The organism is Lentzea indica (assembly GCF_012184385.1).
Lineage (GTDB): Bacteria > Actinomycetota > Actinomycetes > Mycobacteriales > Pseudonocardiaceae > Lentzea > Lentzea indica.
The window spans coordinates 25,080-50,265 of sequence record NZ_VSRL01000013.1; the positions used below are offsets into that span (position 1 = coordinate 25,080).

The 25,186-nt window shown below is 67.1% G+C and carries 28 protein-coding genes; 13 read left to right on the forward strand and 15 right to left on the reverse strand.

The genetic code is table 11. From position 1 onward, the window contains the following. The 7 genes from FXN61_RS05890 (at position 1) to FXN61_RS05920 (ending at position 6,160) form a co-directional block, all read left to right on the forward strand. Entirely contained in the window at positions 1-930 is a 930-nt protein-coding gene (locus FXN61_RS05890) for a carbohydrate ABC transporter permease (RefSeq protein WP_167970963.1), read from the forward strand. Further along, complete coding sequence (locus FXN61_RS05895) at positions 927-1,727, forward strand: carbohydrate ABC transporter permease (protein WP_167970965.1); 801 nt, start codon at positions 927-929, stop codon at positions 1,725-1,727. The genes FXN61_RS05890 and FXN61_RS05895 overlap by 4 nt, the downstream gene beginning before the upstream one ends. Beyond that, positions 1,724-2,713: a zinc-dependent alcohol dehydrogenase family protein gene (locus FXN61_RS05900; protein ID WP_167970967.1), complete on the forward strand. Its 990-nt coding sequence runs from the start codon at positions 1,724-1,726 to the stop codon at positions 2,711-2,713. The genes FXN61_RS05895 and FXN61_RS05900 overlap by 4 nt, the downstream gene beginning before the upstream one ends. Positions 2,714-2,820: 107 nt before the next feature. After that, positions 2,821-3,045 (forward strand): hypothetical protein, encoded by a 225-nt coding sequence (locus FXN61_RS05905; RefSeq protein ID WP_167970969.1) that lies wholly within the window; start codon positions 2,821-2,823, stop codon positions 3,043-3,045. A gap of 41 nt (positions 3,046-3,086) precedes the next feature. After that, positions 3,087-4,898, forward strand: a complete 1,812-nt coding sequence (locus FXN61_RS55100) for a sensor histidine kinase (protein WP_167970971.1) — start codon at positions 3,087-3,089, stop codon at positions 4,896-4,898. Next, on the forward strand, positions 4,895-5,557 hold the full coding sequence (locus tag FXN61_RS05915; RefSeq protein ID WP_167970973.1) for a response regulator transcription factor: 663 nt from the start codon (positions 4,895-4,897) through the stop codon (positions 5,555-5,557). The genes FXN61_RS55100 and FXN61_RS05915 overlap by 4 nt, the downstream gene beginning before the upstream one ends. Positions 5,558-5,614: 57 nt before the next feature. Further along, a complete protein-coding gene (locus FXN61_RS05920; RefSeq protein WP_167970975.1) occupies positions 5,615-6,160 on the forward strand; it encodes a radical SAM family protein in 546 nt (181 codons plus the stop codon). Between the two features lie 85 nt (positions 6,161-6,245). Here the strand turns inward: FXN61_RS05920 and FXN61_RS05925 are convergent, their stop codons facing one another. The 9 genes from FXN61_RS05925 to FXN61_RS05965 all read right to left on the reverse strand — a co-directional run bounded on the left by FXN61_RS05925 (position 6,246) and on the right by FXN61_RS05965 (position 13,310). After that, positions 6,246-7,181: an asparaginase gene (locus tag FXN61_RS05925; RefSeq protein ID WP_167970978.1), complete on the reverse strand. Its 936-nt coding sequence runs from the start codon at positions 7,179-7,181 to the stop codon at positions 6,246-6,248. A 4-nt stretch (positions 7,182-7,185) separates the two neighbouring features. After that, on the reverse strand, positions 7,186-7,857 hold the full coding sequence (locus tag FXN61_RS05930) for a GNAT family N-acetyltransferase (RefSeq protein ID WP_167970980.1): 672 nt from the start codon (positions 7,855-7,857) through the stop codon (positions 7,186-7,188). Positions 7,858-7,876: 19 nt separating this feature from the next. Further along, positions 7,877-8,524 carry a polysaccharide lyase family 7 protein gene (locus tag FXN61_RS05935; RefSeq protein ID WP_167970982.1) on the reverse strand — a complete coding sequence of 216 codons (648 nt, stop codon included), beginning with the start codon at positions 8,522-8,524 and terminating at the stop codon, positions 7,877-7,879. A gap of 89 nt (positions 8,525-8,613) precedes the next feature. After that, a complete protein-coding gene (locus tag FXN61_RS05940) occupies positions 8,614-9,291 on the reverse strand; it encodes a polysaccharide lyase family 7 protein (RefSeq protein WP_167970984.1) in 678 nt (225 codons plus the stop codon). Positions 9,292-9,402: 111 nt separating this feature from the next. Continuing rightward, positions 9,403-9,966: a 1,2-dihydroxy-3-keto-5-methylthiopentene dioxygenase gene (locus FXN61_RS05945; protein WP_167970986.1), complete on the reverse strand. Its 564-nt coding sequence runs from the start codon at positions 9,964-9,966 to the stop codon at positions 9,403-9,405. Next, positions 9,963-10,559, reverse strand: a complete 597-nt coding sequence (gene mtnB, locus FXN61_RS05950; RefSeq protein WP_312877566.1) for a methylthioribulose 1-phosphate dehydratase — start codon at positions 10,557-10,559, stop codon at positions 9,963-9,965. Before mtnB ends, FXN61_RS05945 begins: the two co-directional genes overlap by 4 nt. After that, on the reverse strand, positions 10,556-11,212 hold the full coding sequence (gene mtnC, locus FXN61_RS05955) for an acireductone synthase (RefSeq protein ID WP_167970988.1): 657 nt from the start codon (positions 11,210-11,212) through the stop codon (positions 10,556-10,558). Before mtnC ends, mtnB begins: the two co-directional genes overlap by 4 nt. Beyond that, on the reverse strand, positions 11,209-12,210 hold the full coding sequence (locus FXN61_RS05960) for a s-methyl-5-thioribose-1-phosphate isomerase (RefSeq protein WP_167970990.1): 1,002 nt from the start codon (positions 12,208-12,210) through the stop codon (positions 11,209-11,211). The genes mtnC and FXN61_RS05960 overlap by 4 nt, the downstream gene beginning before the upstream one ends. Then, entirely contained in the window at positions 12,210-13,310 is a 1,101-nt protein-coding gene (locus tag FXN61_RS05965; RefSeq protein ID WP_167970992.1) for an acyl-CoA dehydrogenase family protein, read from the reverse strand. Before FXN61_RS05965 ends, FXN61_RS05960 begins: the two co-directional genes overlap by 1 nt. 139 nt (positions 13,311-13,449) lie before the next feature. On the opposite strand from FXN61_RS05965, the gene FXN61_RS05970 reads away from it, so the two are divergent. The 3 genes from FXN61_RS05970 to FXN61_RS05980 all read left to right on the forward strand — a co-directional run bounded on the left by FXN61_RS05970 (position 13,450) and on the right by FXN61_RS05980 (position 16,222). Then, the gene (locus FXN61_RS05970; RefSeq protein ID WP_167970994.1) at positions 13,450-13,653 is read left to right on the forward strand and encodes a cold-shock protein; all 204 of its coding nucleotides are present in this window, start codon (positions 13,450-13,452) and stop codon (positions 13,651-13,653) included. Between the two features lie 262 nt (positions 13,654-13,915). Then, positions 13,916-15,112, forward strand: a complete 1,197-nt coding sequence (locus FXN61_RS05975) for a PI-PLC domain-containing protein (protein WP_167970996.1) — start codon at positions 13,916-13,918, stop codon at positions 15,110-15,112. A gap of 30 nt (positions 15,113-15,142) precedes the next feature. Beyond that, positions 15,143-16,222 (forward strand): aminotransferase-like domain-containing protein, encoded by a 1,080-nt coding sequence (locus FXN61_RS05980; protein ID WP_223165323.1) that lies wholly within the window; start codon positions 15,143-15,145, stop codon positions 16,220-16,222. On the opposite strand, the gene FXN61_RS05985 is transcribed toward FXN61_RS05980, so the two are convergent. Further along, complete coding sequence (locus FXN61_RS05985; protein ID WP_167971009.1) at positions 16,185-17,012, reverse strand: glycosyltransferase family 2 protein; 828 nt, start codon at positions 17,010-17,012, stop codon at positions 16,185-16,187. The genes FXN61_RS05980 and FXN61_RS05985 overlap by 38 nt on opposite strands. 65 nt (positions 17,013-17,077) lie before the next feature. On the opposite strand from FXN61_RS05985, the gene FXN61_RS05990 reads away from it, so the two are divergent. From FXN61_RS05990 to FXN61_RS06000, 3 genes are read left to right on the forward strand one after another with little or no spacing between them, the layout of a single operon-like run. Further along, positions 17,078-17,527 (forward strand): MarR family winged helix-turn-helix transcriptional regulator, encoded by a 450-nt coding sequence (locus FXN61_RS05990; protein WP_167971011.1) that lies wholly within the window; start codon positions 17,078-17,080, stop codon positions 17,525-17,527. Further along, positions 17,524-17,919, forward strand: a complete 396-nt coding sequence (locus tag FXN61_RS05995) for a DUF5313 family protein (RefSeq protein ID WP_167971014.1) — start codon at positions 17,524-17,526, stop codon at positions 17,917-17,919. Before FXN61_RS05990 ends, FXN61_RS05995 begins: the two co-directional genes overlap by 4 nt. Positions 17,920-17,936: 17 nt before the next feature. Further along, positions 17,937-18,257 carry a hypothetical protein gene (locus FXN61_RS06000; RefSeq protein ID WP_167971016.1) on the forward strand — a complete coding sequence of 107 codons (321 nt, stop codon included), beginning with the start codon at positions 17,937-17,939 and terminating at the stop codon, positions 18,255-18,257. On the opposite strand, the gene surE is transcribed toward FXN61_RS06000, so the two are convergent. The 5 genes from surE to FXN61_RS06025 all read right to left on the reverse strand — a co-directional run bounded on the left by surE (position 18,220) and on the right by FXN61_RS06025 (position 25,158). Further along, positions 18,220-18,975 (reverse strand): 5'/3'-nucleotidase SurE, encoded by a 756-nt coding sequence (surE, locus tag FXN61_RS06005; protein ID WP_167971018.1) that lies wholly within the window; start codon positions 18,973-18,975, stop codon positions 18,220-18,222. The genes FXN61_RS06000 and surE overlap by 38 nt on opposite strands. 4 nt (positions 18,976-18,979) lie before the next feature. Then, positions 18,980-19,885 carry a 1-phosphofructokinase family hexose kinase gene (locus FXN61_RS06010; protein WP_167971020.1) on the reverse strand — a complete coding sequence of 302 codons (906 nt, stop codon included), beginning with the start codon at positions 19,883-19,885 and terminating at the stop codon, positions 18,980-18,982. A 63-nt stretch (positions 19,886-19,948) separates the two neighbouring features. Further along, positions 19,949-21,643, reverse strand: coding sequence for a beta-N-acetylhexosaminidase (locus FXN61_RS06015; RefSeq protein ID WP_312877568.1), 1,695 nt, complete (start codon positions 21,641-21,643; stop codon positions 19,949-19,951). Between the two features lie 89 nt (positions 21,644-21,732). Then, positions 21,733-22,848: an FAD-dependent monooxygenase gene (locus FXN61_RS06020; protein ID WP_167971026.1), complete on the reverse strand. Its 1,116-nt coding sequence runs from the start codon at positions 22,846-22,848 to the stop codon at positions 21,733-21,735. 126 nt (positions 22,849-22,974) lie between these two features. After that, the gene (locus tag FXN61_RS06025; RefSeq protein ID WP_167971028.1) at positions 22,975-25,158 is read right to left on the reverse strand and encodes a terpene synthase family protein; all 2,184 of its coding nucleotides are present in this window, start codon (positions 25,156-25,158) and stop codon (positions 22,975-22,977) included. Positions 25,159-25,186: the final 28 nt, after the last annotated feature.

Sequence of the window (25,186 nt, forward strand, 5' to 3'; positions counted from 1 at the left end):
ATGGCGGTCCTGACGCGGGAGCGGTCGGTCGTGGACCGGCCGCCTCCCGCCCCCCGCAACAAATACCCGAAGTGGGCGAGGCGGGCGCCGTTGCTGCCCGCGCTCATCTTCCTGATCATCGTGACGCAGCTGCCGTTCGTGGCGACGCTGGTCATCTCGTTCATGAAGTGGAACTCGCTCGACCCGGCAGGTCGCGGGTTCGCCGGGTTCGACAACTACGTCAACGTGTTCACCGACCCCGACCTGCGGTCCTCTGTCGTCAACACGATCGTGCTGACGGCGTCGGTGGTGCTGATCAGTCTTGTGCTCGGACTCGGTCTGGCTCTGTTGCTGGACAAGAAGTTCAAGGGTCGCGGTTTCGTCAGGACGATGCTGATCGCGCCGTTCCTGGTCGTGCCCGTCGCGGCGGCGCTGATCTGGAAGCACGTGCTCTACAACCCGGAGTACGGCCTGTTCAACGGCATCCTGAACTGGCTGGGCTTCGACGCCCAGCCGGACTGGATCAGCACCATGCCGATGACCGCCGTGGTGGCGTCGCTGGTGTGGCAGTGGACGCCGTTCATGATGCTGATCCTGCTGGCGGGGTTGCAGAGCAAGCCGATCGAACCCGTTGAGGCCGCCAGGATCGACGGGGCCTCGCCGTTCCAGATCTTCCGGTACCTGACGTTCCCGCACCTGCGGCAGTACCTGGAGCTCGGCGGGCTGCTCGGCTCCATCTACATCGTGCAGAACTTCGACGCGGTCTTCACGATCACGTCCGGTGGTCTGGGCACGGCGAACCTGCCGTACATGATCTACCAGACCTTCTACCAGGCCCACGAGTACGGCGAGGCGTCCGCGGCCGGTGTGATCGTGGTCGCCGGGTCGATCCTCATCGCGACCTTCGCGCTGCGCGTGGTGTCCTCGCTGTTCAAGGAGGAGGCACGATGAGCCGGATTTGGGGTGTGCTCGCCTGGTTCGCCGGCATCGTGTTCTTCGCGCCGGTGGCCTGGATGTTCCTGACCTCGCTGCACAGCGAGTCGGACGCGGCCACGAACCCGCCGTCCCTCGCGGCGCCGCTGACCTTGGACGGCTACACGGAGTTCTTCAACAGCGGTGCGTGGCCACCATTGATCAACTCGTTCTCCGCCTCGATCGGATCGACGATCATCGTGCTGCTGCTGGCGATTCCCGCCGCGTACGCGTTGTCGATCAAGCCGGTGGAGAAGTGGACCGATGTCCTGTTCTTCTTCCTGTCCACCAAGATGATGCCGGTCGTCGCGGCGCTTCTGCCGATCTACCTGATCGCGCAGTTCGCCGGGATGCTCGACAACATCTCGTTCCTGACGTTGCTGTACTGCTCGATGAACCTGCCGATCGCGGTGTGGCTCATGCGGTCGTTCCTGTCCGAGGTGCCGCGCGAGATCCTCGAGGCCGCTGCGATCGACGGTGCCGGGCTGATCACGATCCTGCGCAGGGTGGTGGCACCCATCGCGATGCCCGGTATCGCCGCGACCGCGTTGATCTGCTTCATCTTCAGCTGGAACGAGCTGCTGTTCGCGCGGGTGCTGACCGGCGTCGTCGCCGGCACGGCTCCCGTGTACCTGACCGGGTTCGTCACGTCGCAGGGCCTGTTCCTGGCCAAGGTCTGCGCCGCGGCGGTCGTGGTCTCTCTGCCGGTGCTGATCGCCGGGTTCGCCGCCCAGGACAAGCTGGTCCAGGGCCTGTCGTTGGGAGCAGTCAAGTGAAAGCAGCAGTGATCACCGGCGTCGGGTCCGTCGAAGTGACCACTGTGGACGATCCGTCCTGTGGACCGCGTGAGGTCGTCGTGGACGTGGCGGCCTGCGGGTTGTGCGGAACGGATCTGCACATCCTGCAGGGCGAGTTCGCTCCGACCCTGCCGGTCGTGCCTGGCCACGAGTTCGCCGGCACGATCGTGGAGATCGGTTCCCAGGTCAACGAGTTGCGCGTCGGTGACCGGGTGGCGGTGGACCCGTCGTTGTACTGCCACGAGTGCCGGTACTGCCGGGCCGGCCGGAACAACCTGTGCGAGCGCTGGGCCGCCATCGGCGTCACGACCTCCGGCGGCGCTGCCGAGTTCGCGGTGGCTCCCGTGGCCAACTGCGTCCGGTTGCCCGACCACGTGCGGACCGAGGACGCGGCGTTGATCGAACCGCTGTCGTGCGCGGTGCGCGGCTACGACGTGCTGCGCTCCCAGATGGCGTCACGGGTGCTGATCTACGGCTCGGGCACCATGGGCCTGATGATGTTGCAGCTCGGCAAGCTCACCGGCGCGTCGTCGATCGAGGTCGTCGACCTGAACGCGGACAGGCTGGAAACAGCGGTGAAGCTCGGCGTCACGGCGGTGGCGGGATCGGCGGACGAGCTGGACCGGCCGGAGGGCTGGGACGTCGTCATCGACGCCACCGGCAACGAGAAGGCCATCCAGGACGGCCTCGGCCGGGTCGCCAAGGGCGGCACGTTCCTCCAGTTCGGTGTCTCCGACTACTCGGCACGGGTGAGCATCGAGCCGTACAGGATCTACAACCAGGAGATCACCATCACCGGCTCGATGGCGGTGCTGCACTCGTTCGAACGGGCGGCGGACCTCTTCGCGACCGGAGTGCTCGACCCCGAGATCTTCATCAGTGACCGGGTGCCATTGGACAACTACGCGGGGGCGTTGGACCAGTTCAAAGCCGGTAAGGGCCGCAAGATCCAGGTCCTGCCGTGAAATGAGCGGAACGATCGTGAGCACTCGTGTATCCAGACGAGTGCTCACGACTCCTTCCAGACATGTCGAAGTCCGGGCAGAAAGTAGTACCGCCGTACTTTTCGCACATGTCCGACGAAGAGCTCCTCGCGTGGTACGCGGAGCTTCAGGCGCGCGCGATGAACGCGCCGCCTGGGGACGTCGATTTCGACCACTCCCACAAGCCCGCCAAGCCGATGACCGTGGAGCAGTTGCGGCACCGGCTCATGACGTTCCAGGGCTGGCCGGGAGGCGTCTCCACGCTCGACGCCGGTTCGCCGTTTCACAACCTGTGGCACTGGCTGAACGACTGACCCGGGCAGAGGTCGTCCTCGCTCGGGTCATTGGCGCGCTGGTGGCCGCGTGTGTGCTCTTCGCCGTCGCGCACACAGCGGCCACCGGCGCGGTTTCGCATCCGCGGAACTGGCTGGTCGCGTTCGCCTGCACCCTGCTCGGGGTGCGGGTGATCGGCCACGTCCGCAGGTCGGCCGTCGGGTGGCTGCTGCTGGCCATGGGCGTGTTCGGGGGTGTCGCCGTCGCGGTCGCCGGCCAGCCCGCCGATCATCCCGCCCGTTGGGTCGAGGCGTGGGTCTGGTGGCCCACGTACGCGTTGTTGCCTGCCGTGGCACTGGTTTTCCCGAACGGCAAACCGTTGAGCAACCGATGGTGGATCGCCATCGGCGCGTCGCTGTTCAGCGCTGTGGTGGGAACGATCGGGATCGCCTGGGCGTCCTGGGGAAATCCAGCCGACTTCTGGCAGACCCGCGGTGCCGGGCTCGCCAAGACCATCACGCTGATCGCCGTGCTCGCGGCAGGGGTCGCGGTGGTCGCGGCCGTGGTGTCGTTGTTCCTGAGGTGGCGGCGGGCTGAAGGGGACGAACGCCGGCTGCTCGTGTGGGCCGTCGCGCTGTTGGCGTTGGCCGTCGTGGCGACCGTTGTGGAGACGACGGACGGACACGTCGCGTGGGTCGTTGGTGTGCTTGCGTTTCCGGCTGCCGCTGTCATCGCGATCGTGCGATACGGGCTGTACGACATCAGCCTGCTGATTCACCGGTCGTTGCTCTACGGCTCTTTGACCGTGGTGCTGCTGCTGGTCTACATGGGCGTGATGCTCGCCGGTGGCCAGGTGTTCACGGGCGAGGCCGAGGTCATCGGGGTGGTCGCCGCGGGACTGGTGTTCGCGCCGATTCGCAGCTGGCTGCAGCGCAAGCTCGACCGGTGGCTGTTCGGGGTGCGGGCGGATCCCTACGCGGCCTTGTCGACGTTGAGCGAGAAGCTCGAACGGTCGCAGGACGTGCTGCCGACCGTGGCCCAGACCGTCGCGGAGTCGTTGAAGCTGCCGTACGTGGCGATCCGCGGTGGCTCGGTGCTGGCCGAGCACGGACGCAGCCGCGGGTGGCCGCAGCTGCGCTTTCCCATGACGTACCGCGGTTCTCTGGTGGGCGATCTCGTCGTCGAGCCGCGTGCTCCCGACGAACGGTTGAGCGATCGCGAGCTGAGCCTGCTCGTGGACCTGGCCCGCTCCACCGCGCCGGCCGCGCAGTCGATCAAGCTGACCGCCGACCTGCAGCTCGCGCGCGAACGGCTGGTGCGTGCGCGTGAAGAAGAACGGCTGCGGCTCCGGCGCGATCTGCACGACGGCGTTGGACCGGCGTTGGTCGGCATTCGGTTGCAGCTCAGGGCTTTGCGGCGGACTCTGGGCGACGTCCTGGACCCGGTGCTCGGTGACGTCGACTCGACGGGCGGCGAGGTGCGCCGGCTGGTGGACGGGCTGCGGCCGCCGATCCTCGACCAGGGGCTGGCGCTCGCCGTGCGCGACGAGGCCGCGCGGTTCAACGGCGACCTGCGGGTTCAGGTGGAGGCAGAGGAGATCGAAGGGCTGTCCGCGGCCGTGGAGGTCGCGGCCTATCGGATCGTCGCGGAGGCATTGACCAACACCGCGCGCCACTCCGGAGCGTCGACGTGCGTGATCACCGTCAGGCAGGACGGCGACCTCGTCGTGGAGATCGTGGACGACGGACGAGGCGTCGCCGCCGACGCCAAGCCCGGTGTCGGGCTCGACTCGATGCGGGAACGCTGCGCGGAGCTGGGTGGATCGTGCACAGTGGGACCCGCGCAACCACACGGGACACGGGTGGTGGCGCGGATCCCGTTGGAGGTGCAGTGACGCGGGTTGTGATCGCGGACGACCACCCGGTGTTCCGGCGCGGGCTCAAGGCGTTGCTGGACGGCGAGGACGGGCTCGAGGTCGTCGGCGAGGCGGCCGATGGGCTAACGGCTGTGTCGGTCGTGCTGGACCTCGTCCCCGACGTCGTGGTGCTCGACCTGCACATGCCGGTCATGGGTGGTGTCGAGGCCGCCAAGCAGATCCTGGACGCGTTGCCGTCGCTGGGCGTCCTCGTGCTGACGATGCACGAGGACGACGAGCTGGTGTTCGCGGCGATGAAGGCCGGGGCCAGGGGTTATCTGGTCAAGACGACCGATGACGACGAGATCGTGCGTGCGGTGCAGGCGATCGGAGCCGGTGAGGCGATCTTCAGCGCCACCATCGCGCAACGGATGATGGGCTACTTCACCGCGATCTCGTCGAAGGCGGTGGTGTTCCCGCAGCTCACCGACCGGGAACGGGACGTGCTGGAGCTGATGGCGTCCGGCCTCGACAACACCTCGATCGCGCACAGGCTCTCGCTGTCGGGCAAAACCGTGCGCAACCGGGTGTCCGCGATCTTCACCAAGCTGCAGGTCGCCGACCGCGCGCAGGCCATCGTGCGCGCCCGCGAGGCGGGACTCGGAAGTCCCTCCCAAGACGGGACAACGGTCACCTGACGGCGGGACTCCTCCCCCGCTTCGATCGGCGTCATCCGCCGAAGGGGGCCATACCGCATGGACATCACCTGGGACGTCGCACACGCGCGGCTCAGCCACGACCGCATGCTGCACATCGCTCAAGCGCTCATCTCGATGCGACCGGAGACCATCACGCTGGGCGGTGGGGAGCCCCTCTCCGTGCCCGGCCTGTTCGAGATCGTCGAACTGTTCCGCGCCGCCGGAATCGACGTCGTGCTGCGCACATCCGGCAAGTCGCTGCACCCGTCGATGGTGCGGACGTTGCTCGTTTCGTGCGCACGCATCGAGGTGTGCGCGATGGCGTTCACGCACGCGATGCACGCGTTGCACCTGTTCGACATCGGTGCCGCCAAGTGCGACCGGCACGCCGTGTTCGGCCTCGACGCCACCGGCATCCGGCGCGGGTTCGACCGGCTGGAGGAGTTCTGCGCCACCACCGCGTTCGAGCTGCCTCATCTGGCCTTCATCGCGTTCAGCGACACGCTCGGGTCGGACCACGCGCAGTACCTGCAGTCGCTGGCTCCTCAGTCCGTGCGGGTGACCGTGGAGACCGCTAACACGTCGGTCGTCAGGACCAGTTGATCTAGGCGCGTCGGGTGGAGAACGCGAGAATGTCACCGCTCGCGTTCTTCGTGTCTCGCACCACGAGGCAACCACCACCGACCTGTCAGAAGACTCCGCCACGAGTCGCGAACACGTCCTCTACCGGGCTTTGCGAACCGAGGGCGAGCCTCAGCAGCACACGCGCCTTGCGCGGGCACAGCCACCCAGCCATGACCGCGCCGCGCTTGATCAGATCCGACTCGGATCCGGTGAAGCCGTAGGTGTTTCGGAACGTGGTGCCCGCACCGGTCCGCGTCGCCACGACGACAGGGAATCTGGCCCGCGAGATCGCCTCGGCCATGCCCACCGACACGTGACCGACACCCGTTGCGGCGACGACGGCACCCTTGACGTTGAGCCAGTCGAGGATCGAGCCGTCATCGTCCAAAGTGGCCTCGATGAGCGGAACCGCCGGCGCGTCGAGAGGGCGTGGCAACGCCGGCAGCTTGTGCGCGGGGTGGAAGTACTGCGGTGCGCCCTCGATCTGGAGTCCGATCGGGCCGGGGAACGACTCGAAGGCGTTCATGAGGCTGCTGTGCGCCTTGCGGACCCAGCGCGCGGCGTGGATCTCGTCGTTGAGGACGAGCAGGGCTCCGCGGCCACGGGAGTTCGCAGCCGCGGCGACGGAGACGGCGGCGGCGAGGTTGGCCGGGCCGTCGGCGCCGGGCAGTCCTGGGTGTCGCATCGCGCCGGTGACGACGAGCGGTTCCTCGTGCTGCCACAGGCAGTCGAAGAAGTACGCGGTCTCTTCGAGGGTGTCGGTGCCCTGGATGATCACCACGCCGTGAGCGCCGCGCGAGACCTGTTTGTCTGCCCAGTCGAAGGCTTCCAGCAGCGTGGCGAACGTCAGCGAGGCGCCGGGGGTCGTGGCCAGGGTGGCGATCTCGCCCACCTCGAGACCCTGCACCAGGTCCTTCGCGCCGAGTGTCGGTGACACCGCTCCGGAACCGGTCATCGTGATCGTGCCGCCGAGCGATGCCACCGCCACCTGTGAGCTCATGCACTCACCTTAAGGTCGGTGCAGCCGCCAGGTGGGCGGCGGTGATCGGTGACTCGACCGTCCACCCGAGCTTCTCGTACAACGCGAGCCCTGCTTCGGTGGCGACCAGCACGGCGCGCACCGCACAGCGCACCGAGGCGACGTGGGTCAGCTCGGACATGACGACGCTGCCGAGACCGCGCCTGCGGTGCGCGGGGTCGGTTTCCACCATGTCGATGACAGCGGCGCCACCGCGGACCGCGACCCGCCCCTTCGCCGCGCACTCGCCGCCGGCGGTGCGGACGACCGCGTCGTGCACGTCGCCGGTGCTGCGCAGCTCCAAGGTGTAGGGATCCGGCGGGATGGTGGGCGGGTGCGTCCCCAGCTCGGTGCTCATCAGGTACTCCGGCGCACCGATCGTCCACCTGGAGCTCAGTCCGGCCCGCACCTGCTCGGGCGAACCGCAGACCTTCAGCCAGGTGCCGGGTTCGGTGAGCTCGGCGGCACGCGGGCCGACCGAGCTCGGGTCCGGCAGGACGTAGCGCACCCGGTGTTCTGGCAACCCGACGTCGATGCGGTAGCCGTCGGGCTCCGTGACGGGATCTGGGGCGCCGCGGGACAACGCCCAGCCCCACACCCAGTCGGCGACGACCTCGCCGGCTCGTGACCCGGATACCGGAGTCCAGAAGTCGATCACGCCAACTACTCTGCCATGATCACTGACGCCAGTAGGTGATGTTGCGGAACCTGGCCTCCGCGCGGCCGCTGCCGTGGTGGTAGACGCCGTTCTTGAAGTGCCTTGTGGCCCTGCCGCGATCGTTGACGGTCGCCTTGAGCACCCCGTTGGCGTAGACCTTGATCTTGCCGGTGCCGCCGGCGACGGCGCTGTGCTCGACTCGGATGCGGACCCAGGTGTTGTAGATGTTCTGGGCGATGACGGTGCTTGTGTAGTACCGGAGCGTGCCGCCGTTGGCGTTGGTGGCGTTGAGCATGAAGTCGGTCGCCGGCGTGCCGGGGGCGCCGCCGCGCACGCGCAGGATTTGCATGACCGTGGGGCCGTTGACGCCGCTCGGGACGAAGATCTCGCCCTCCCAGGCGTGCTGGCCGCCGGAGTACTCCTGCAGCCAGCGCATTTCGGTGCGCGGATCCGTGTTGCTGCCTTCGCTGTGCGGCTTGTCGGTGTCGTAGACCCACATCGAGTGAACACCGCCCTCGAACTTGTACCGAGCGCTCTCCGGCAGGTTCCACGGTTTCTGGATCTTGTAGGTGAACGGCGTCTGGGTCCAGGCGGGAGCCGCTTGTGCGGGCGTCGCGAGCAGGGCGACGGCGGGCAGGGCGAACAGGGAACGACGGGGCAGGGTCACGGAAGCCTCCGGCCTCGGTTAGTGGTCTGGACCAGAATGTCCACACCGAGGCCGGGCTCCGCAATGGCCGGGCCGCACCGGAATTCCGGTCACTGGCGCCAGTACGTGATGTTGCGGAAACGGGCCTCCGCGCGGCCGCTGCCGTGGTGGTAGACGCCGTTCTTGAAGTACCGCGTCGCCGGGCCCTCGTCGGGATGGGTCAGCTTCAGGGTGCCGTTGTAATAGGTCTTGACGGTGCCCCGGCCGCCCGCGACCGCGGTGTGTTCGACCCGGATCTTGAACCACTTGTTGTAGATGCCGGTGGCGATGACCTGGTTGCTGTCCTTGCGCAGGGTGCCGCCGTTGATGTTCGCGACGTTGAGCATCACGTCGGTGGCGCGCGTGCCGGACGGACGGCTGCCGCGCAGGATCTGCACGACCGTCGGGCCGCTCACGCCGGCCGGGACGTAGATCTCGCCCTCCCAGGCGCGCTGCCCGCTGGAGTACTCCTGGTGGAAGCGCATCTCGGTGCGCGGATCCGTTGGGCTGCCAGGGGTGTGCGGCTGGTCGTAGTCGTAGACCCACATCGTGTGGACGCCGCCTTCGAACTTGTACCGCGAGCTCAGGGCCAGGTTGTGCGGCTTCTGCACGGTGTAGGTGTACGGCGCCGACGTCCACTGAGCTGACGGAGGCTGGGCGAGGGCCTCTCCAGCCGGTGCCACGATCAGCGGTGTCGCCAGCGCCAGTGCTAGCACGGAGCGGCGAGTGTGGAGTGCAGGGGTTTCCACGATGAATCCCTCCGACCTTCGATAAGTGGTCTGTACCACTTTGGGGGCACGAAGGTGGAGGGATCAATACTTCGTTCAGTTTCCGGAACAGGATTCAGGTGGCTGAACTTTTCACATTCCTGAACGCAGCTCGTCGAAGGTCGGGAACTTCGTCGCGATGTCGCTGCCGGTGAAGTTTCCGATCCAGCCGTCGTCGTCGTGGAAGAACCGGATCGACACGTAGTCCGGCGTGGTGCCCATGTCGAACCAGTGCGTGGTGTTCGCCGGAACGCTCAGCAGGTCGCCGGCCTCGCAGAACACCGCGTACACCCTGTCGCCGATGTGCAGGTAGAAAACGCCTGCGCCACGGGCGAAGTAGCGGTCCTCGTCGTCGTCGTGGGTGTGCTCGGCGAGGAACTTGTTGCGGAACTCGACGGCCTTCGCGCGGTACTCGTCGGTGTCCGCCGGGGTCATCTCCATCGCGTCGACGTAGGTGTAGCCCTCCGTCTCGCTGACGCGGGCGACGTCCTTGGAGTAGATCTGCAAGGCGTTCTCGGCGGTCACACCGTCCACAACAGACCAACGGTGGAAGCGCACGCCGTGCTCCTTGAGCGCGGTGGCGATCTCCTCGGGGTCGGTCGTGCGGACGAGGGTCTCCTCGGGGCCGGAGTCCGGCCACACCGTCAGCAGCGTCATGAGTGCCTCCCCGTAAAGATGTCTCGCGTCTCCACTTTGAAGCGCAGCAACCACTCCAGGCATTCCAGGCGGTGCCGGGCCTGCATCAGGTCGTCGCCCCACACGTACACGCCGTGCCGTGCGACGAGCAACGCCGGCACCTTCGGGTCGAAGCCCTTCTCGAAGGCGTCGCCCAGTTCCAGCATGTCCTGTGAGTTCTTGACGACCGGGATCACCACTTCTTCGTGGTCGTAGCGGCCAAATCCCTTGAGCATTTCCAAATCTTTGAGCACGACACCGTCCGGCCAGTGCTCCGCTGCGACGACCGAGGCCAGCGCGTGGACGTGCACGACCGCGCCCGCTTCGGCGACCTTCGCGATCCTGGCGTGCAGAGCGGCTTCGGCGGACGGGATCTTCGGCGAGTCGACCGCGTTGCCGTCGACGTCGATGACCACGCTGTCCTCAGCGGTGATCTCGCCCTTGTCGACGCCGCTGACCGTGACCGCGAGCCTCAGCGGATCACGTTGCAGGACCACGGAAAGGTTGCCGGACGTGCCGCGCATCCAGCCCATCGCGGCGTACCGCGCGCACTCGCGAGCGAGCTCTGCCGTCACGAGAGTTCCCAGACCGTCGGGTGCGGCGTGAAGTCGGCGTTGCCGTACGGCTCACCGGCGCGCGCAACGCCGACCGTCTTCCAGCCCGCCTCCTGCGCGGCGTGCAGCTCGGCAGGAACGTCGCTGTAGAAGGTGATGTCGTCGGACCGCAGCGTTTCCGCGATCTTGTGATACGACGCGGCCTCGCGCTTCGGACCAGCGTTGACCGTGTCGAAGTGGTGCTCCAGCAACGGGGTCAGGTCGCCGTCGGTGGTGTGCCGGAAGAACGCGATCTGGCCCGCGACCGAGCCGGAGCTGAAGATCGCGAGCTTCACGCCGTCGTCGTGCCACTTGCGCAGCGCGGGGACGACGTCCGGGAAGAACTCCGCGGTCAGATCACCCTGGGCGTAACCCTGCTGCCAGATGAGTCCCTGCAACGTCTTGAGAGGCGTGACCTTCTGGTCGGCGTCCATCCAGTCGTGCAACGCCTTGACAACGTCGTCGCGGCCCGCGAGTTCCTTGATCTGCTTGACCGCGTCGGCGACCACGGGGTCGTCACCGTGCTGCTCGATCCACGGCCCGAGCCTGGGCCTGGCGTAGTCGTACAGGACGACCAGCACCTGGTCCGTCGCGCTCAGCGTGCCCTCGATGTCGAGCACGACCCACTTGCTCACCGCTGTTCTCCCTCGTAGTACTTGTCCAGCTCCCCGGCGTCGAACACCCCTCTGTCCGTCACCACGTCCGTGACGAACCGCGGTGGCGTCACATCGAACGCCGGGTACAGCCCTTTCACCCTCGGCGTGGCACTCGGCCTGCCGAGCACCTGCAGCACCTCGGCGCCGTCGCGATACTCGATCTCCACGTGCTGAGTCGTCGGCGCGTGCAGATCCGGTGCCTGCACCTGGGCGTGGAACGGTACGCCGAACGCGTGCGCGGCCACGGCCAGCCCCAGTGTGCCGACCTTGTTGACGACGTGCCCGTCCATGGTGACCCGATCGGCCGCCGTGACCAATGCGTCGACCTCTCCGCTTTGGAGGACGGCGGCGCCCATGCCGTCCGTGATGAGCGTGGTGTCCACGCCCATCTCGATCAACGTTTCGGCGGTGAGCCTGGCTCCCTGCAGGTACGGCCTGGTCTCGGTGCAGAAGAACCTGAGCCGCTTGCCCTGGTTCTGGGCTGCCCTGACGGTTTCCGTGAGGTAGAGGTCGGCCCAGCAGTGGGTCATCACCGTGGCTTCCCAGGGCAGCAGGTTCGCCGTGTGCTCGCCGAGTGCCTGGCTCTTGGCCCGATAGGCCTGGTCGCCGGTTCTGGCACCTTCCAGTGCCTTGGTGACGTCCTGGGCTTCGTCGACCGCTTTGAGGACGGCCGCGGTCGCCTTGCGCAATGCGTTGTTGGTGCGCCTCGTGTTCTCGAGATGCTTCGCGGTCTTCGCGAGCTCTTCGCGGGCGTGGACGAACGGCTCGTTTTCGAGGGTCCTGGCCTTGAGCACCATGCCGTACAGCGCCGCGAAGTACGGGCCGGAGGACTGGGTGACCATGTCCTCGATGGCCTGCGCGACGTCCTCTGCCGTCCGGCACAGCACCCAGTCGCGCTCGAACGGGAACCGGCGGCGGTCGAGGATCAGCACGCCGTCGTCGGTGAGCTTCACCGAGTCGGCGAGCACCGGCTGCATCAGCTGTACCCGGTGTAGGCGGGACGCGCGCCGGTCAGGAAGTGCTCGCCGACCTCGCGGGCCTTGTAGACCACCGGGTCGTGCAGCGTCAGCGTGCGGGCGTTGCGCCAGAAGCGGTCCACGCCGTACTTGGCGGCCGTTCCGCGTGCCCCGACCTGCTCGAAGATCCGGCTCGTGACCTCGTTGACGAGCTTGGTGCTGACGACCTTGGACTCGGAGATGGTGACGGCGACCTCTCCGCGCTTGGCCGGCGTGAGGTGCCTGCCGAGCTCGCTCGCCTCCCAGAGCTGACGGCCCGCCTCGTCCGCGAGCAGACCGGCGGCCCTGGTCTGCGCGACCATCTCGCCGTACGCCGCGACGATGTACGGGTCGTCGGTGGCCTGATCGACCCCGCTGACGAACCACGGACGGGTCTTCGTGCGGGTGTAGTCGGCGGCCTCCTGCAGCGCGCCTTCCGCGATCGCCACGTAGAGCTGGGCGAGCACGAGCTGGAAACCGATCGCGGCGAGGCTGATGCGCGGGTCCTCGTTCGCCGGCTGCACGCCGAGGATTTCGGTCACCTCGACGTTCTCGAAACCGACACCACCGGACGCGGTGAGGCGCTGGCCGATGTTGTCCCAGTCGTCCAGGTAGGTGATTCCGTCGGCCTTGCCGTTGAGCAGGAAGGTGAGCTTCTCACCGTTGTCCGTGCGCGTGGCGCTGACCACGAGCCGGTCGGCCTGCGAGGCGCCGGTGGCGAACGTCTTGCGGCCGTTGAGGAGGAAGCCCGTTGCGGTGGGCGTGAGTTCGAGAGCCGCGTCGAGAGGGTTGCTGACGCCGGCCCAGAACTGGTCCTCGGCCTTGCTGAACGGGACGTCGAACAGCCCGCTGCGCCAGATCTGCAGGTAGTGGTACCCGAGGAGGTGTCCGGCGTTGGCGTCGGCCGCCCCGACGATCCTGTTGATCTTCTGCTGCAGGGCCCATTCCTCGACGTTCAGCAGGCCGCTCTGCCGGAGAAGTTCCACCTCTTTGGCAGGTGGCTGGTTGGCCCGGTCCCTGTCCGCCGCGTCGGACCTGAGCGTCGCCGCCACGTCGTGCGCGACGTCCAGCCAGTTCGTCATCCCTGCTCCTCTCGGTGGTACCCGGTCCAACTTACTTCTTCACACCACCGGGCTAACCACGATGTGAGAGAGACCGTCCACTGGCAGACTGCCCGCGCACCCCGCTGGGCGGGGGCATGAACTCTAGGGAGCAACAGGTATGGCGCAGGGCACCGTTAAGTGGTTCAACGGCGAGAAGGGCTTCGGATTCATCGCGCAGGACGGCGGTGGTCCGGACGTGTTCGTGCACTACTCGCAGATCGAGGGCAACGGCTTCAAGTCGCTGGAGGAGAAGCAGCGCGTGGAGTTCGAGATCGGCCAGGGTCAGAAGGGACCGCAGGCACAGGCCGTCCGCGCCGTCTGATGTTTCCGGAGCCCGCTCGGCGCCACCGCCGGGCGGGCTTCTTCGTACCGGAAAACGAGTGGCAACCGAGGGAGTCGAACCCTGCGCGGCTTGTGAAGGCGGCGCCCCAAGACCGGCCCTAACCTTTCGGCTGGGCGACGGCTGCCGTGGAGTTGTACTACCCGTGTAGTGGACTTGACGGAGCGTGGGATACCCACAGTGTTAAACGTCCAAACGCTTGAGGACGTTTCATGTTTCACTCAAGTGGGTGACCCTGGTCACCGTGCGATACCTCCCTGCCGTCGCAGCTCTGCTGCTGCTTCCCCTGGTGCCCACCACCGCGAACGCGGCTCCCACGGGCACGTACTACGTCACCAGTGTCAGGACCGGCCTCAACGTCGCCCAGAGCGGCAGTGGACTGGCGCTGCACCGGCCCAAAGGCAACGAAGACCACCAACAGTGGCGACTGAACGACGGGAGGTTCGAGAACACCGACTCGCCCGGCCAGTGCATCACCCGCCAGCTCACCATGGGTTCGTGCTCACAGGGGGATACGGTTCACGAGCCGCGACAGTTCGGTGATCAATGGGAGTTCTTCAGCCTCAGCGGTGAGTCCCGCTGGTACCTGACTCCCGTCCAGAGCAGGACAGAGCCGATGCCGCAGGACCCGCGGCTCGACCAGATGACGTTCCTGACCGCCCACAACGCTTACGCGAACGGGGTGGACGGCGGGTTCGCACCGCCGTTCGTCAACCTCGCCAAGAACCAGACGCGCGGCATCGTGCAGCAGCTCAACGACGGCGTGCGCGGCTTCATGCTCGACATCCACCAGACCCCGGACGGCGCGATCCTCTGCCACAACAGCTGCACGCTCGTCAGCAAGCCCGTGGCGCTCAACGTCGACGTCCAGCGCATCGTGGACTTCCTGCGCGCCAACCGCAGCGAGATCATCACGGTGTTCCTGGAGGACTACGTGTCGGCGGACGTCCTGCGCGCCGAGCTCCGCAAGGTCCAGGGCCTGGCCGACGTCCTGTACCGGGCTGAAGGCGTGCGGCAGAACGGGTGGCCGACGCGAAGCCAGCTCCAGAACGCGAACAAGCGGCTGATCATCTTCACCGACCACGGCAAGGACGGCCGTGAGGACAGCGGCGTGCTGTACCAAAAGGACTGGACGGTCGAGAACCATTGGTCGATGGGGTCAGGCCTCGGCAGCTCCGACTGGTCCTGTTTCAGCCGATGGGATGAAAAACCGCTCACGGCGACCGGCAACTTCCAGCCGTTGTTCGTCATGAACCACTTCCGGGACGTTCCGTTCACCGGCACGGCCACGACGGACAACGGCAAGCTCGCGAACCGGGCACAGCAGTTCTGCCAGCCGGCGGCCAGGAAGAAGCCGAACTACCTGTCGGTCGATCTTTATCACCTGGGCAACGCGGCTCAGGCAGTCGGCCTGCTGAACTCATACGTATATGGGCCGTAGCCCAAATAGTGGGAGTTGTACGCTCCGCGCATGGCCTCGATCCTGTTCACGCGCGGAGCGCCCTCTCTCGACATCATTGACCAGGAGGGCCTGCGCGACGCGGCGCAACAGGCCTTCACGACCGACCCCGGCGGGACGTTCGCGTACGGCACGAGCGTCGGCTACGTGCCGCTGCGCGCGTGGATCGCGGAGCAGCACGGTGTCGAGCCGGAGCACGTGCTCGTCACCAACGGCTCGATGCAGGCCGACGCGTTCCTGTTCGAACTGCTCGTCCAGCCGGGCGACGACGTGGTGGTCGAGGCGCCGACCTACGACCGCACGCTGCTGAACCTCCGTCAGCGCGGCGCGAAGATCCACGCCATCGAGCTGGAGACCGACGGCATCAACGTCGACGCACTGGAGAAGCTGCTCGAAAGCGGCGTGCGCCCGTCGCTCGCGCACATCATCCCGAACTTCCACAACCCGGCCGGCTACACGCTGTCCGAGGCGAAGCGCGCGCGTCTGCTGGAGCTCGCGGCCAAGTACGACTTCGTGCTGTTCGAGGACGACCCGTACATCAAGGTCCGCTTCGAGGGCGAGCCGCTGCCGACGATGCTGTCGCAGGACAAGAACGACAAGGTCGTCTACGCGTCGTCGTTCTCGAAGACCATGGCGCCCGGCATCCGCTGCGGCTACCTGGTCGGCCCGAAGGCGATCATCAAGAAGATCCAGGACATCGCCACCACCACGTACATCTCGCCGAACATGGTGGCGCAGTCGATCGTGAACTCGTACTGCCGCTCCGGCCGCCTCGACGAGTCGGTGGTCAACGTCCGCACCGCGCTGCGCGCCCGCAAGGACGCCCTCGTCGCGGCACTCCAGCGCGAGCTGCCGGAGGCCGTCTTCACCGCGCCGCAGGGCGGCTACTTCATGTGGGTCGAGCTGCCGGGCGTGTCGATCGAGAAGCTGTTCGGTGTCGCCAAGGAGCACGGCGTCGAGTTCGTGAAGGGCTCGGACTTCCTGCTGGAGGGCGGCGACAACGCCATGCGCCTCGCGTTCTCGGGCGTCACCCCGGAGCAGATCGACGAGGGCATCACCCGGCTCGCGACGGCCGTTCGCTCACTTTCCTGATCTGCGCCTCCAGGTGCCCCGGCAGCGCACGCCGCTGCCGGAGCGCCTGACGCAGCCGGGGCACGGCGGCCCTGAACGCCCGCGGGTCCTTCAGCGACACCGCCAGCGCTCGGTGCACCGGCCGTCGCATCCACGAGGCCAGCACCGCGTTGCGCCGCTCGACGAGATCACCGTCCGGTGCCCGCTCCGTTGCCGGATGGTGGTGCGCCACCACGTCCTCGACGTAGCAGAGCGACCACCCCTGCGCCGCGAGATCCCACGACAGCAATGTTTCCTCGCCACGGAAGAACAACACCGGGCTGAACCCGCCCACCTTCAGGAACGCCTGCCGCCGCACGATCGCCGAGCAGGCCATGAACCCGAGCACCGCGGGCCCCGCGACACCGTCGCCCAACGGGCTGTCGCGGAGCAGCGGCGTGATCGGATCCGGCTTCTCCCCCGGCCCGACGAGGGTGCGCGCGGCGATCAGCGCCAGAGCCGGGTGGTCGTCGAAGATCGGCTCGGCCCGTTCGAACGCGTCGGGTGCCCACCACGAGTCGTCGTCCGCGAAGGCCACGAACGGTGTCCGTGCCGCCCGCACGCCGAGGTTCCTGGCGACGGCGCCCAGGTTCAACGGCGACTCCAGCACCTTGACGTGCGGAAAGTCACGCCGCACGCGGAAGACGGTGTCGTCGGTGGAGGCGTTGTCCACCAGGATCACCGGAACCGCGAGCTCACTGAGATGCGTGAGCGTTCTCAGCAGGCTGCTCGAACGGTTCCGCGAAGCGATGACGACGGTCGTGCGGGCCATGCCAGTCGTCTACCCCAGAACGCACCGCCAACACTCCGGCGGCCCATGAGTTACTGTGTACACAAATGATTAGTACACCAAGTATCCCGGAGAACCCGCTCGAGCTGGAGCGGCAGGTCTGCTTCGCCCTCGCCGTGGCCAGCAGGACGGTGATCGCGGTCTACCGGCCGATCCTGGAGCCGCTGAACCTCACCCACCCCCAGTACCTGGTGATGCTGGCCCTCTGGGAACGGTCCCCGCGCACCGTCAAGGACCTGAGCACCGTCCTGCAGCTCGACCCCGGCACCCTCAGCCCGCTGCTGAAGCGGCTGGAGGCGATCGGTTACATCGAGCGGCAAAGGGACAAGGCCGACGAACGCGCGCTCGCTCTCACCCTGACCAGGACCGGCCAGGAACTCCGAACCGAAGCGCTGAAGATCCCTTTCAAGGTCGTGGAGCAGCTGGACATGACGTTCGAGGAGCTCGCGCAGCTGAACGAGGTGCTGCACAAGGTGATCGCCAAGGCGACGAGATGAACCCGGCGCTGAAGGTCTGGTACTACGCGGGCGGGCGGCTGCCGCTGAAGTACCGGGAGTACGTCCACAACGACGTGACCGGTCCGAAGTGGTTGATGCGCTTCACGATCCGCAGCCTCGTGCAGGTCACGCCGCTGGTCACGGTCATCGCCGTCGCACTCGTGCACGGGCTGGGCTCGCCGTGGCCGTTGGCAATCGCGTGCGGTGGGCTCGGTTTCGTTGTAGGACTGTACTTCGCGTTGTCCTACGCACAGGAAAGTGTGGATTATCGGCTCACCAAGTACGGGTACCCACGAGGGTCGGCGACTCAGGGACGCCGGGAGCGAAACGCCACGCAGGACCGCGAACGACAAGCGAAGTACGACGCGGTCTGGCGGCGATCCGAAGGGTAGGACGGAACATGGCCTTGTTGAGCGACGAACTCGAGTTCACAAGGCCGCAGATTCTCACCCTGACAGCGGGGCTGGCGCAGCTCGCGTTCGGATGGTTCGACGTGTTCGGACTGGACCCCGACTACCACGTGATCCAGATCGGGGTCGGGGCGCTGGGCGTCGCGATGGCATGGCGGCACGACCTGGCGCGCATGTACGGGATCCTCTTGTTGCTTTCGTTTGGGACGTTGGCTTTCTCGCTCAACGACGTGACCACCGAAAGCTTTCTCGAGGTCCGCACTGCGCTGATCGGACTGGTGATCACGCTGGCCAGGCCGGCAAAGGACGCTCGGCGCTAGTGTCGCGTCCCACGGAGTGCAACGCCGTGAGAGTCGCGTAACCGGAAGCCAGCAACGACGCGTCCGTGCCCGGCACGAGCGTCTCTTCCGAGTACACGGTCACGAGCTCGATCTCGTTGTCGTCCACCTCGTCCACACGGCTCTGCACGGAGCCGAACCGCGCCAACTCGGCCCAGCGAAGTCCTTGCACGTCACCGATGTTCGGCACGTTCAGGGACAGCACCGATGCAGGTGGCGCCTCCAGCAACAGTGGCAGCACGACGCGCACGACCTCGCCGGCCTTGTCCCACAACGGTTCGGGCCCGTCCAATCCGGCGTCGAGCGACACCGCCATCGACGAGACGTCGTTCAGGTGCCCGGTCAGCGCCGCGCCGACGGTGCCGGAATGCAGGATCGCGCGGCCAACGTTCGCGCCGAGGTTCACGCCGGACAGCACCAGGTCGGGCTTGCCGCCGAAGCCGCCCCGGCACGCGATCAGCGAGATCAGGCCCGGATGCGCCGCGACCGCGTAGGCCTCCGCGTCGAGACCGGGCAGTGAGCGGCGTTCGCTGAGCACTCGGTTGTTCTCACCGACAGCCGCGACCGAAGCGCTCGTACCGCTCGACTGCGTCATAGGAGCAGCGACGATGACATCGAGCCCGCACTCCACCGCGGCAAGAGCCAGGGTCGCCAGACCAGGAGAGTCGATTCCGTCGTCATTGGTGATCAGCGCCCGCATCAGCTCATTCCTCGGTCGGCTCCAGTTCCACGCGTTTGCTCAGCTCGCGCACCGCTTCTCCCCCGCCGCTGCCGAGGCCGTGCCGCGTCACGTTGACCGCGCCGGCCGCCGCGCCGAGCTTCACCGCGTCCTCCAACGACATACCCAGTGCGAGTCCCGCTGAAATCCCCGCGGTCATGGAGTCGCCGGCGCCACGCGTGTCGACGGGTTGCAACTGAGGCATCCGCACGAAGTACAACTGGTCGTCGAGCAGCGCCAACGCCGGCTCGTCCGCACGCGACACCACCACACCGTGCGTGCCGGAAGAAGCAATCTTGCGGCACGCCTGCACGAGCCGCGGCAGCTCTTCCTCGCCGAGTTCCTCGTGACTGACCTTGACGACGTACGGACCACCGCGCACCGCTTCGGTGAGCCGTTCGCCGGCCAGGTCGACGATCACGCGGCAGTCGTTGCCTCCCAGGTCGGCGGTCAGGCGGAAGTACGTGTCGTGTGGCAACACGCGGTCATCGGACGGCCCGCTCAACACGGCCGTGCCCGCACGGATGCCTTCCACCAGCGTCGACTCGTACAGATCGTCGAGCTCGTGCCGGGGCAACGCGTCCGGCGGCATCTCGACCATCTCGGAACGGTGGCCGTCGCGGCGATCGTGCACGTAGGCACCGTTGCGCGCAGTGACGTCCCGTGCGCACAGGCTGACGTGCTCACCCTCCAGCAACGTGCGCAGCACACGACCCGTCTCGCCGCCGAACGTCGCGCACACCACGGCTTCGACGCCCAGGGCGGCGATCATCCTGGACTGCCAGAAACCCTGTCCACCCGCGTGCAGGTGCACGTCGGGCTCACTGTCGAGGTCCTCGACCGTGACGGTCAGCTGAGGAGACGGGGCAAAAACGGCAACTCGGGCATCCACGCCCCCTGGATTACCCGGTGCGGGCGAACGGTACTCGCCCGCACCGGGATCAAGCGCCGGAGCTCAGCAAACGCCGTCGTCGCGCCAGACGCCCCACTGGCCGGTGGTGCCGGGCTCCTCGCCCTGCGTCCACCACTTCGCGGTCCACTTGTGACCGTTGTGCGAGACCACGTTGCCGCCGGTGTAGACCTTCGAGCGCTCCCACGCCGGCTGCGAGCACGGACCGGGCGGCGGACCGCCGGTGTCCCACGGCACCTGCGCGGACCTGTAGAAGTTGATGCCCATGGTCGTCCAGCGCGGTGCCTGGTTGCCCAGGCGCACCTTGAACTGGTCCCAGTTGTGCGTCGACCACGGCGACCAGCCGAGCTCGGAGTGCGCGGCGAGGCGCGGGAACGCCATGAACTCGATGTCGCGCGACGTCACGATCGTCTCCGTCCACAGTGGAGACTCGACGCCGCGGACCGCGGACTCGGGGACACCGCTCAGGTGCGTGCCCGGGTTCCAGTTGTAGGCGTCCTGGACCTCGATGAAGCCGGCCCACGACAGGCCCAGCGGCGTGCTGGAGTTGTACTTCATGTCCAGGTACGCCTTGTTCGCGGGCGACATGATGACCTTGTTGCCGCGCGCCGCCGCTGCCTGCACCGTGGCGTTGGACGTCGTGGTGCCCCAGTACTGCGGGATGGCGGTGGTGTCGGTCGTGGTCTTAACGAACTCGTGCCAGCCGAGCACGGTCTTGCCGTACTTCTTCACGATCGGCAGTGCGCGGTTCATGAACGCCTGGTAGTCGGCGTCGGAGGTCGCGTGCGCCTCGTCACCGCCGATGTGGAAGTACGGGCCGGGTGTGAGCGCCGCGATCTCTCGGACCACGTCGTCGATGAACCGATAGGTGATGTCCTTGTTCACGCACAGCGAGGAGTAACCGACCTCGATGTCCGTGCGCAGCGGCGGAGCCTGGTTGTTGCAGTTGAGCTCCGCGTACGAGGCCAGCGCCGCGTTGGTGTGGCCTGGCATGTCGATCTCGGGAATCACCGTGATCTTGCGCGCGGCCGCGTACTGCACGATCTCGCTGTACTGCGCCTTGGTGTAGTAGCCGCCTGGACCGCCGCCGACCTGCGTGCTGCCGCCGTACGTCGCGAGCCGCGGCCAGCTGTCGATCACGATCCGCCAGCCCTGGTCGTCACTCAGGTGCAGGTGGAAGTAGTTGATCTTGTAGAGCGCCAGCTGGTCGATGTAACGCTTGACCGCCGCGACCGGGTGGAAGTGACGGGCCACGTCGAGCATCGCGCCGCGGTAGGAGAACCGCGGATGGTCGACGATCAGCGCGCCCGGCACGGTCCACGGACCTGGCTGGGCAGTCGCGCTCTCCACAGCGGCTGGCAGCAGCTGCCGGAGCGTCTGCACGCCCGCGAACAAGCCCTCCGACGTGTTGGCGCGCAACACGACCGCGTTCGCGGCGACGTCGAGCTGGTAGCCCTGCTGGCCGACCGTGCCCGGCGCACCGGAGAGCAGCAACGAGATGCCGTCCGAGGGAGTGCCTGCCGCGTCCGAGACCGGCAGCGCGTAGCCGGTGGAGGGACGCAGGACACCCGCGAGGAAGTTGCCGACGTCTCTCGCGGCAGGCGTGGTGTAGATCTTCGTGGCAGCCGTCAGCATGTGCGTGACACCGCTTCTGGCCTGCACCGACACTGGGACCGGTACCAGGCTCTGCAGTGGTTCCGCGGCTTGCGACTGCGCACTCACGGAGAGTGCCCCGGTCACAGCGATGACCGCGGCGAGAACGCGAGTTCTCACGACTCCTCCTCACGAGGCGGGGGGCGGCGACCCGAGCACCAGCGTGACGATGTCTCCTATTTGTCGTCAATGGTCTGAGCCAATTCACCGTAGGTGGGCAGCTGGAGGCTGTTCACCACGTCGCCGAACTCCTCCGTGGGCCCGCCGTTCGCCTGGTTCTTCAGCGCCATCTCCTGGTTGGCCGTCACGTACGGCCGCAGGATCTCCTCGTAGCGCTGGAAGGCGCCATCAGGGTTCGACGCCAGCTCGCCGGCCAGCACGTACGCGCCGACCAGCGCCATGCTGGTCCCCTGGCCCGACAACGGCGAACCGCAGTAGCCGGCGTCTCCGAGCAGCACCACGTTGCCGCGGGACCAGGTCTCCATCCGGATCTGGCTCATCGAGTCGAAGTGGAAGTCCGGCGCCTCCCACATGTGCTTCAGCGCGGTCGGCCACACCCAGCCGGCGTCGGCGAACATCTCGGCGAGCAGCCGCCGCTGCCCGTCCACATCGCGGTAGTCGAAATCAACGGAACCGTTGAAGCCCATGTAGACACGGCATTCCGCGTTCGAGCGGGCGCTCATGATGCCGCCACCGACGACATCGCCCTGCTGGAAGATCTGCCAGTGGTCCAGCCCGAGGAAGTTCGGCGCGGTGAAGACGGCGAGGTTCGTGCCGAGGTGGCTGATGAACTGCTCCTCCGGCCCGAAGACGAGCCGGCGGACGTTGGAGTGCAGGCCGTCCGCGCCGACGATGACGTCGAAGTCGCGCGGCGCGGCCTTCTCGAACGTGACGCGGGTGCCGTCGATCGCGGTGATCGTGTCGTCGAACAGGTACTCCACGCCGTCCACGGCGTCGAAGAGCAGCCGGGCGAGGTCGTCGCGCAGCAGCTCGACGTCAGGGCTGGAGAGGTCACCGCCGCTGAGGGTGTGCGTGGTGGAGCTGAACAGTTCGTTGCCCTCGGGGTCGACCATGCTCATGCCGCGCATGTTGGTGCTCAGCGACCGCAGCTGGTCGCCGAGGCCCATGCGCTCGACGACCTCCAAGGCGGGACCGCGCACGTCGATGGCCTGGCCGCCAGGCCGCATTCCGCGGGCACGCTCGACGACGGTGACGCTGAAGCCGTAGCGGCGCAACCAGTACGCCAGTGCGGGTCCGCCGATGCTGGCGCCGGAGATCAGGACGTTCTTCATGGTGTTGCCCCCTGTGAGTCGGTGTTGCCCACAAGGTGCCGACCGGCACTGACCGTCCACTGACCGAACGTCGTCAGCGAAGATCAGGGTTTGACAGCGACTCCCGCGACGCGACCCGCGCGTGGCTCAGCTCGAAGTTCGGGATGTGACCCTGGCCGCCGAGGTACCGATCCCCGACGGACGCCGGTTGAACGCCCCCGCGAGCAGGTGGGCGTTCACCGGGGTCTTCAGCTCTTCCTCGCCGTAGCGCGAGGTTTCCTTGTGCCAGTTGACGATCGCGACGATCCAGTCCTTCAGCTCGTCGGCGTAACGGGTCAGCGCGGCGCGGGTGGCCTGGTTCAGGGACAGGTCCTCGAAGAGCTTCGGCATGTCGGTGTCGACGGACTTGACGAACTGCGCGAGCCGGGCGTCCATGAGCTTGTAGGTGATCTCGAACGCGCGGGACTGCGACACCCCGAGGAAGTTCTCGATCACCCGCACCATGTTGTGCACCTCGCCCTCGTACTGGATTTCCTTGAGATACGAGGTGACGTCGTTGAGCATGCAGCTGTAATCCATGGCCGAACGCTCCATGGTCTGAATGACCCGTGTTCCCCAGATCTCGGGTGGGACCGTCGTCGAATGCGAAAAACGGCTCAGCGAGGTCGTCAGCTCGGAGCCGAACGTGGACCGCCGCATCTCCAGGTAGTCGACGGGGTCAGGAATGCGGTTCTGCTGAATGTTGATCACTTCCCACACCCACGCGTCGACCATCGCGTCGAGAGTTTCCCGGAACGTCGCCCGGAACTCCGCCGACATCGGGGCCGCGGTCCTCAGCCACAGATCGGCCAGTGCGCGCTCGGTCGCGTTGACCGGCACGACGATCGGTACGAGGTCGAGCGGCATGCACTGCTTGAGCCTCACGGTCTGTGCTTTCAGCCCGGCGAGGTCGCGGAGCCGCCCGTAGACCCACGGGTAGACGTCGTCGGCGTAGGTGCCCCATGTCAGCCAGGCGGCCGAGATGAACAGCTCGGACGGCGTCGCGTCCGGATCGAGGCCCGCCGAGCAGAGCGGCAGGTCGAAGCCGCGGTGCTTGGCCTCGTCCCAGATCCCCTCGCTGTGGATGCCCATCTCCCCGCCCCAGGTGATGATCTCCTCGCGAACCTGGTCGAGGTGCGGGGACAGGGTCAGCGGGAACGGGAAGTGGAACGGCACCTCGTACGGCTCGACGATCTTCGGGACGTTCGAGAACTGCTTGAGCCGCTGCGGCATCGTCCTGGCGTACGAGCTGAGGACGTTCGCCGCGGACATGCCCAGCGGCGCCTCGGTCACCAGCCCCTTGTTCATGTACCGGGACGAGCGCAGGTGCCACTCGTGGCCACCGGCCTGCCAGTCCTGCAGGCCCTTCACATAGCCCAGGACGGCCGCGCGGCCCGCCGGGTCGATGGCGTGCTCGTCGAGCAGCAGAGGGACCTCTGTGAGGGCCGTGTGCTCGAACTGGTGCAGCCGGGACGTCAGGAGGTCGTTGACAGCCTCTGCGGCGTCCTGGGTGCCGATGTCGAGGAACTTCTCGAACACCAGCACGCTGTTGGAGAGCTCGCCCTCGTCGAGGACCTCGCGTTCGTAGGAGAACAGGTCGTTGCGCAGGTGTACGGCGTCGCTGAACGTGTCGCGGAGGACGCCGATGGGGCGGGACAGGGCGATCCGGGCCGGCACCTCGAGGCCGACGGCGTGCTCGACCAGGTTCGCCGACCAGGGCGCCCCACCGACCTTGCGGCGCATCTCGATGTACTCGATCGGGTTGCTGAGCCGGTGTGCGCTGATGTTGTGCAGCTCCCACATCGACTCGTCGAGCAGGTGTTTGGTGTTGGAGGCGAACCGCGCGCGCCAGTCCGCGGAGTGCGATCCGACCGTGCGGCGCCAGAGATCCGCGAGGCCCTTCTCGACGGGGTTCGCCGGCTTCTCCGTGATGACGCCGTTGACCGGCATGAACAGCGGCAGCCGGTTCAGGTGGGCCTGCGCGCCTTTGACGTCCGGGTTGCGTTTGTAGAGCTCGACGAAGTGGTCGTCGAAGTAGAACACCCACACGTACCAGTCGGTGATGAGGTCGAGCGTCTCACCGTCGCAGTCGGGGTGGGTGTACGCGCAGAGCAACGCGTAGTCGTGCGACTCGAGGTCGTCGCCGGTCCAGATCACCGTGCCGTGCTGCGGCACGTCGATCATGTCCATCTCGTGCGCCCAGGCCCTGGTGTGGACGCGGGCGCGCTCGAGGTTCGGATTCAGCCGAGCCGGGTGGGGCGTGTAGAACTCCGGCAGCTGGAACGGCTGCATGTGCGTTGGACCTCCGCGCGTTGAACGT

What these genes read in the sequence shown, in the direction of transcription:
- FXN61_RS05890 (WP_167970963.1), top strand. Translation starts at nt 1, where the DNA reads ATGGCGGTCCTGACGCGGGAGCGGTCGGTCGTGGACCGGCCGCCTCCC.
- FXN61_RS05895 (WP_167970965.1), top strand. Translation starts at nt 927, where the DNA reads ATGAGCCGGATTTGGGGTGTGCTCGCCTGGTTCGCCGGCATCGTGTTC.
- FXN61_RS05905 (WP_167970969.1), top strand. Translation starts at nt 2,821, where the DNA reads ATGTCCGACGAAGAGCTCCTCGCGTGGTACGCGGAGCTTCAGGCGCGC.
- FXN61_RS05920 (WP_167970975.1), top strand. Translation starts at nt 5,615, where the DNA reads ATGGACATCACCTGGGACGTCGCACACGCGCGGCTCAGCCACGACCGC.
- FXN61_RS05925 (WP_167970978.1), bottom strand. Translation starts at nt 7,181, where the DNA reads ATGAGCTCACAGGTGGCGGTGGCATCGCTCGGCGGCACGATCACGATG.
- FXN61_RS05945 (WP_167970986.1), bottom strand. Translation starts at nt 9,966, where the DNA reads ATGACGCTGCTGACGGTGTGGCCGGACTCCGGCCCCGAGGAGACCCTC.
- FXN61_RS05960 (WP_167970990.1), bottom strand. Translation starts at nt 12,210, where the DNA reads ATGCAGCCGGTGCTCGCCGACTCGGTGAAGCTCACCGACGACGGCGTG.
- FXN61_RS05965 (WP_167970992.1), bottom strand. Translation starts at nt 13,310, where the DNA reads ATGACGAACTGGCTGGACGTCGCGCACGACGTGGCGGCGACGCTCAGG.
- FXN61_RS05970 (WP_167970994.1), top strand. Translation starts at nt 13,450, where the DNA reads ATGGCGCAGGGCACCGTTAAGTGGTTCAACGGCGAGAAGGGCTTCGGA.
- FXN61_RS05980 (WP_223165323.1), top strand. Translation starts at nt 15,143, where the DNA reads ATGGCCTCGATCCTGTTCACGCGCGGAGCGCCCTCTCTCGACATCATT.
- FXN61_RS05985 (WP_167971009.1), bottom strand. Translation starts at nt 17,012, where the DNA reads ATGGCCCGCACGACCGTCGTCATCGCTTCGCGGAACCGTTCGAGCAGC.
- FXN61_RS05990 (WP_167971011.1), top strand. Translation starts at nt 17,078, where the DNA reads ATGATTAGTACACCAAGTATCCCGGAGAACCCGCTCGAGCTGGAGCGG.
- FXN61_RS05995 (WP_167971014.1), top strand. Translation starts at nt 17,524, where the DNA reads ATGAACCCGGCGCTGAAGGTCTGGTACTACGCGGGCGGGCGGCTGCCG.
- surE (WP_167971018.1), bottom strand. Translation starts at nt 18,975, where the DNA reads ATGCGGGCGCTGATCACCAATGACGACGGAATCGACTCTCCTGGTCTG.
- FXN61_RS06020 (WP_167971026.1), bottom strand. Translation starts at nt 22,848, where the DNA reads ATGAAGAACGTCCTGATCTCCGGCGCCAGCATCGGCGGACCCGCACTG.
- FXN61_RS06025 (WP_167971028.1), bottom strand. Translation starts at nt 25,158, where the DNA reads ATGCAGCCGTTCCAGCTGCCGGAGTTCTACACGCCCCACCCGGCTCGG.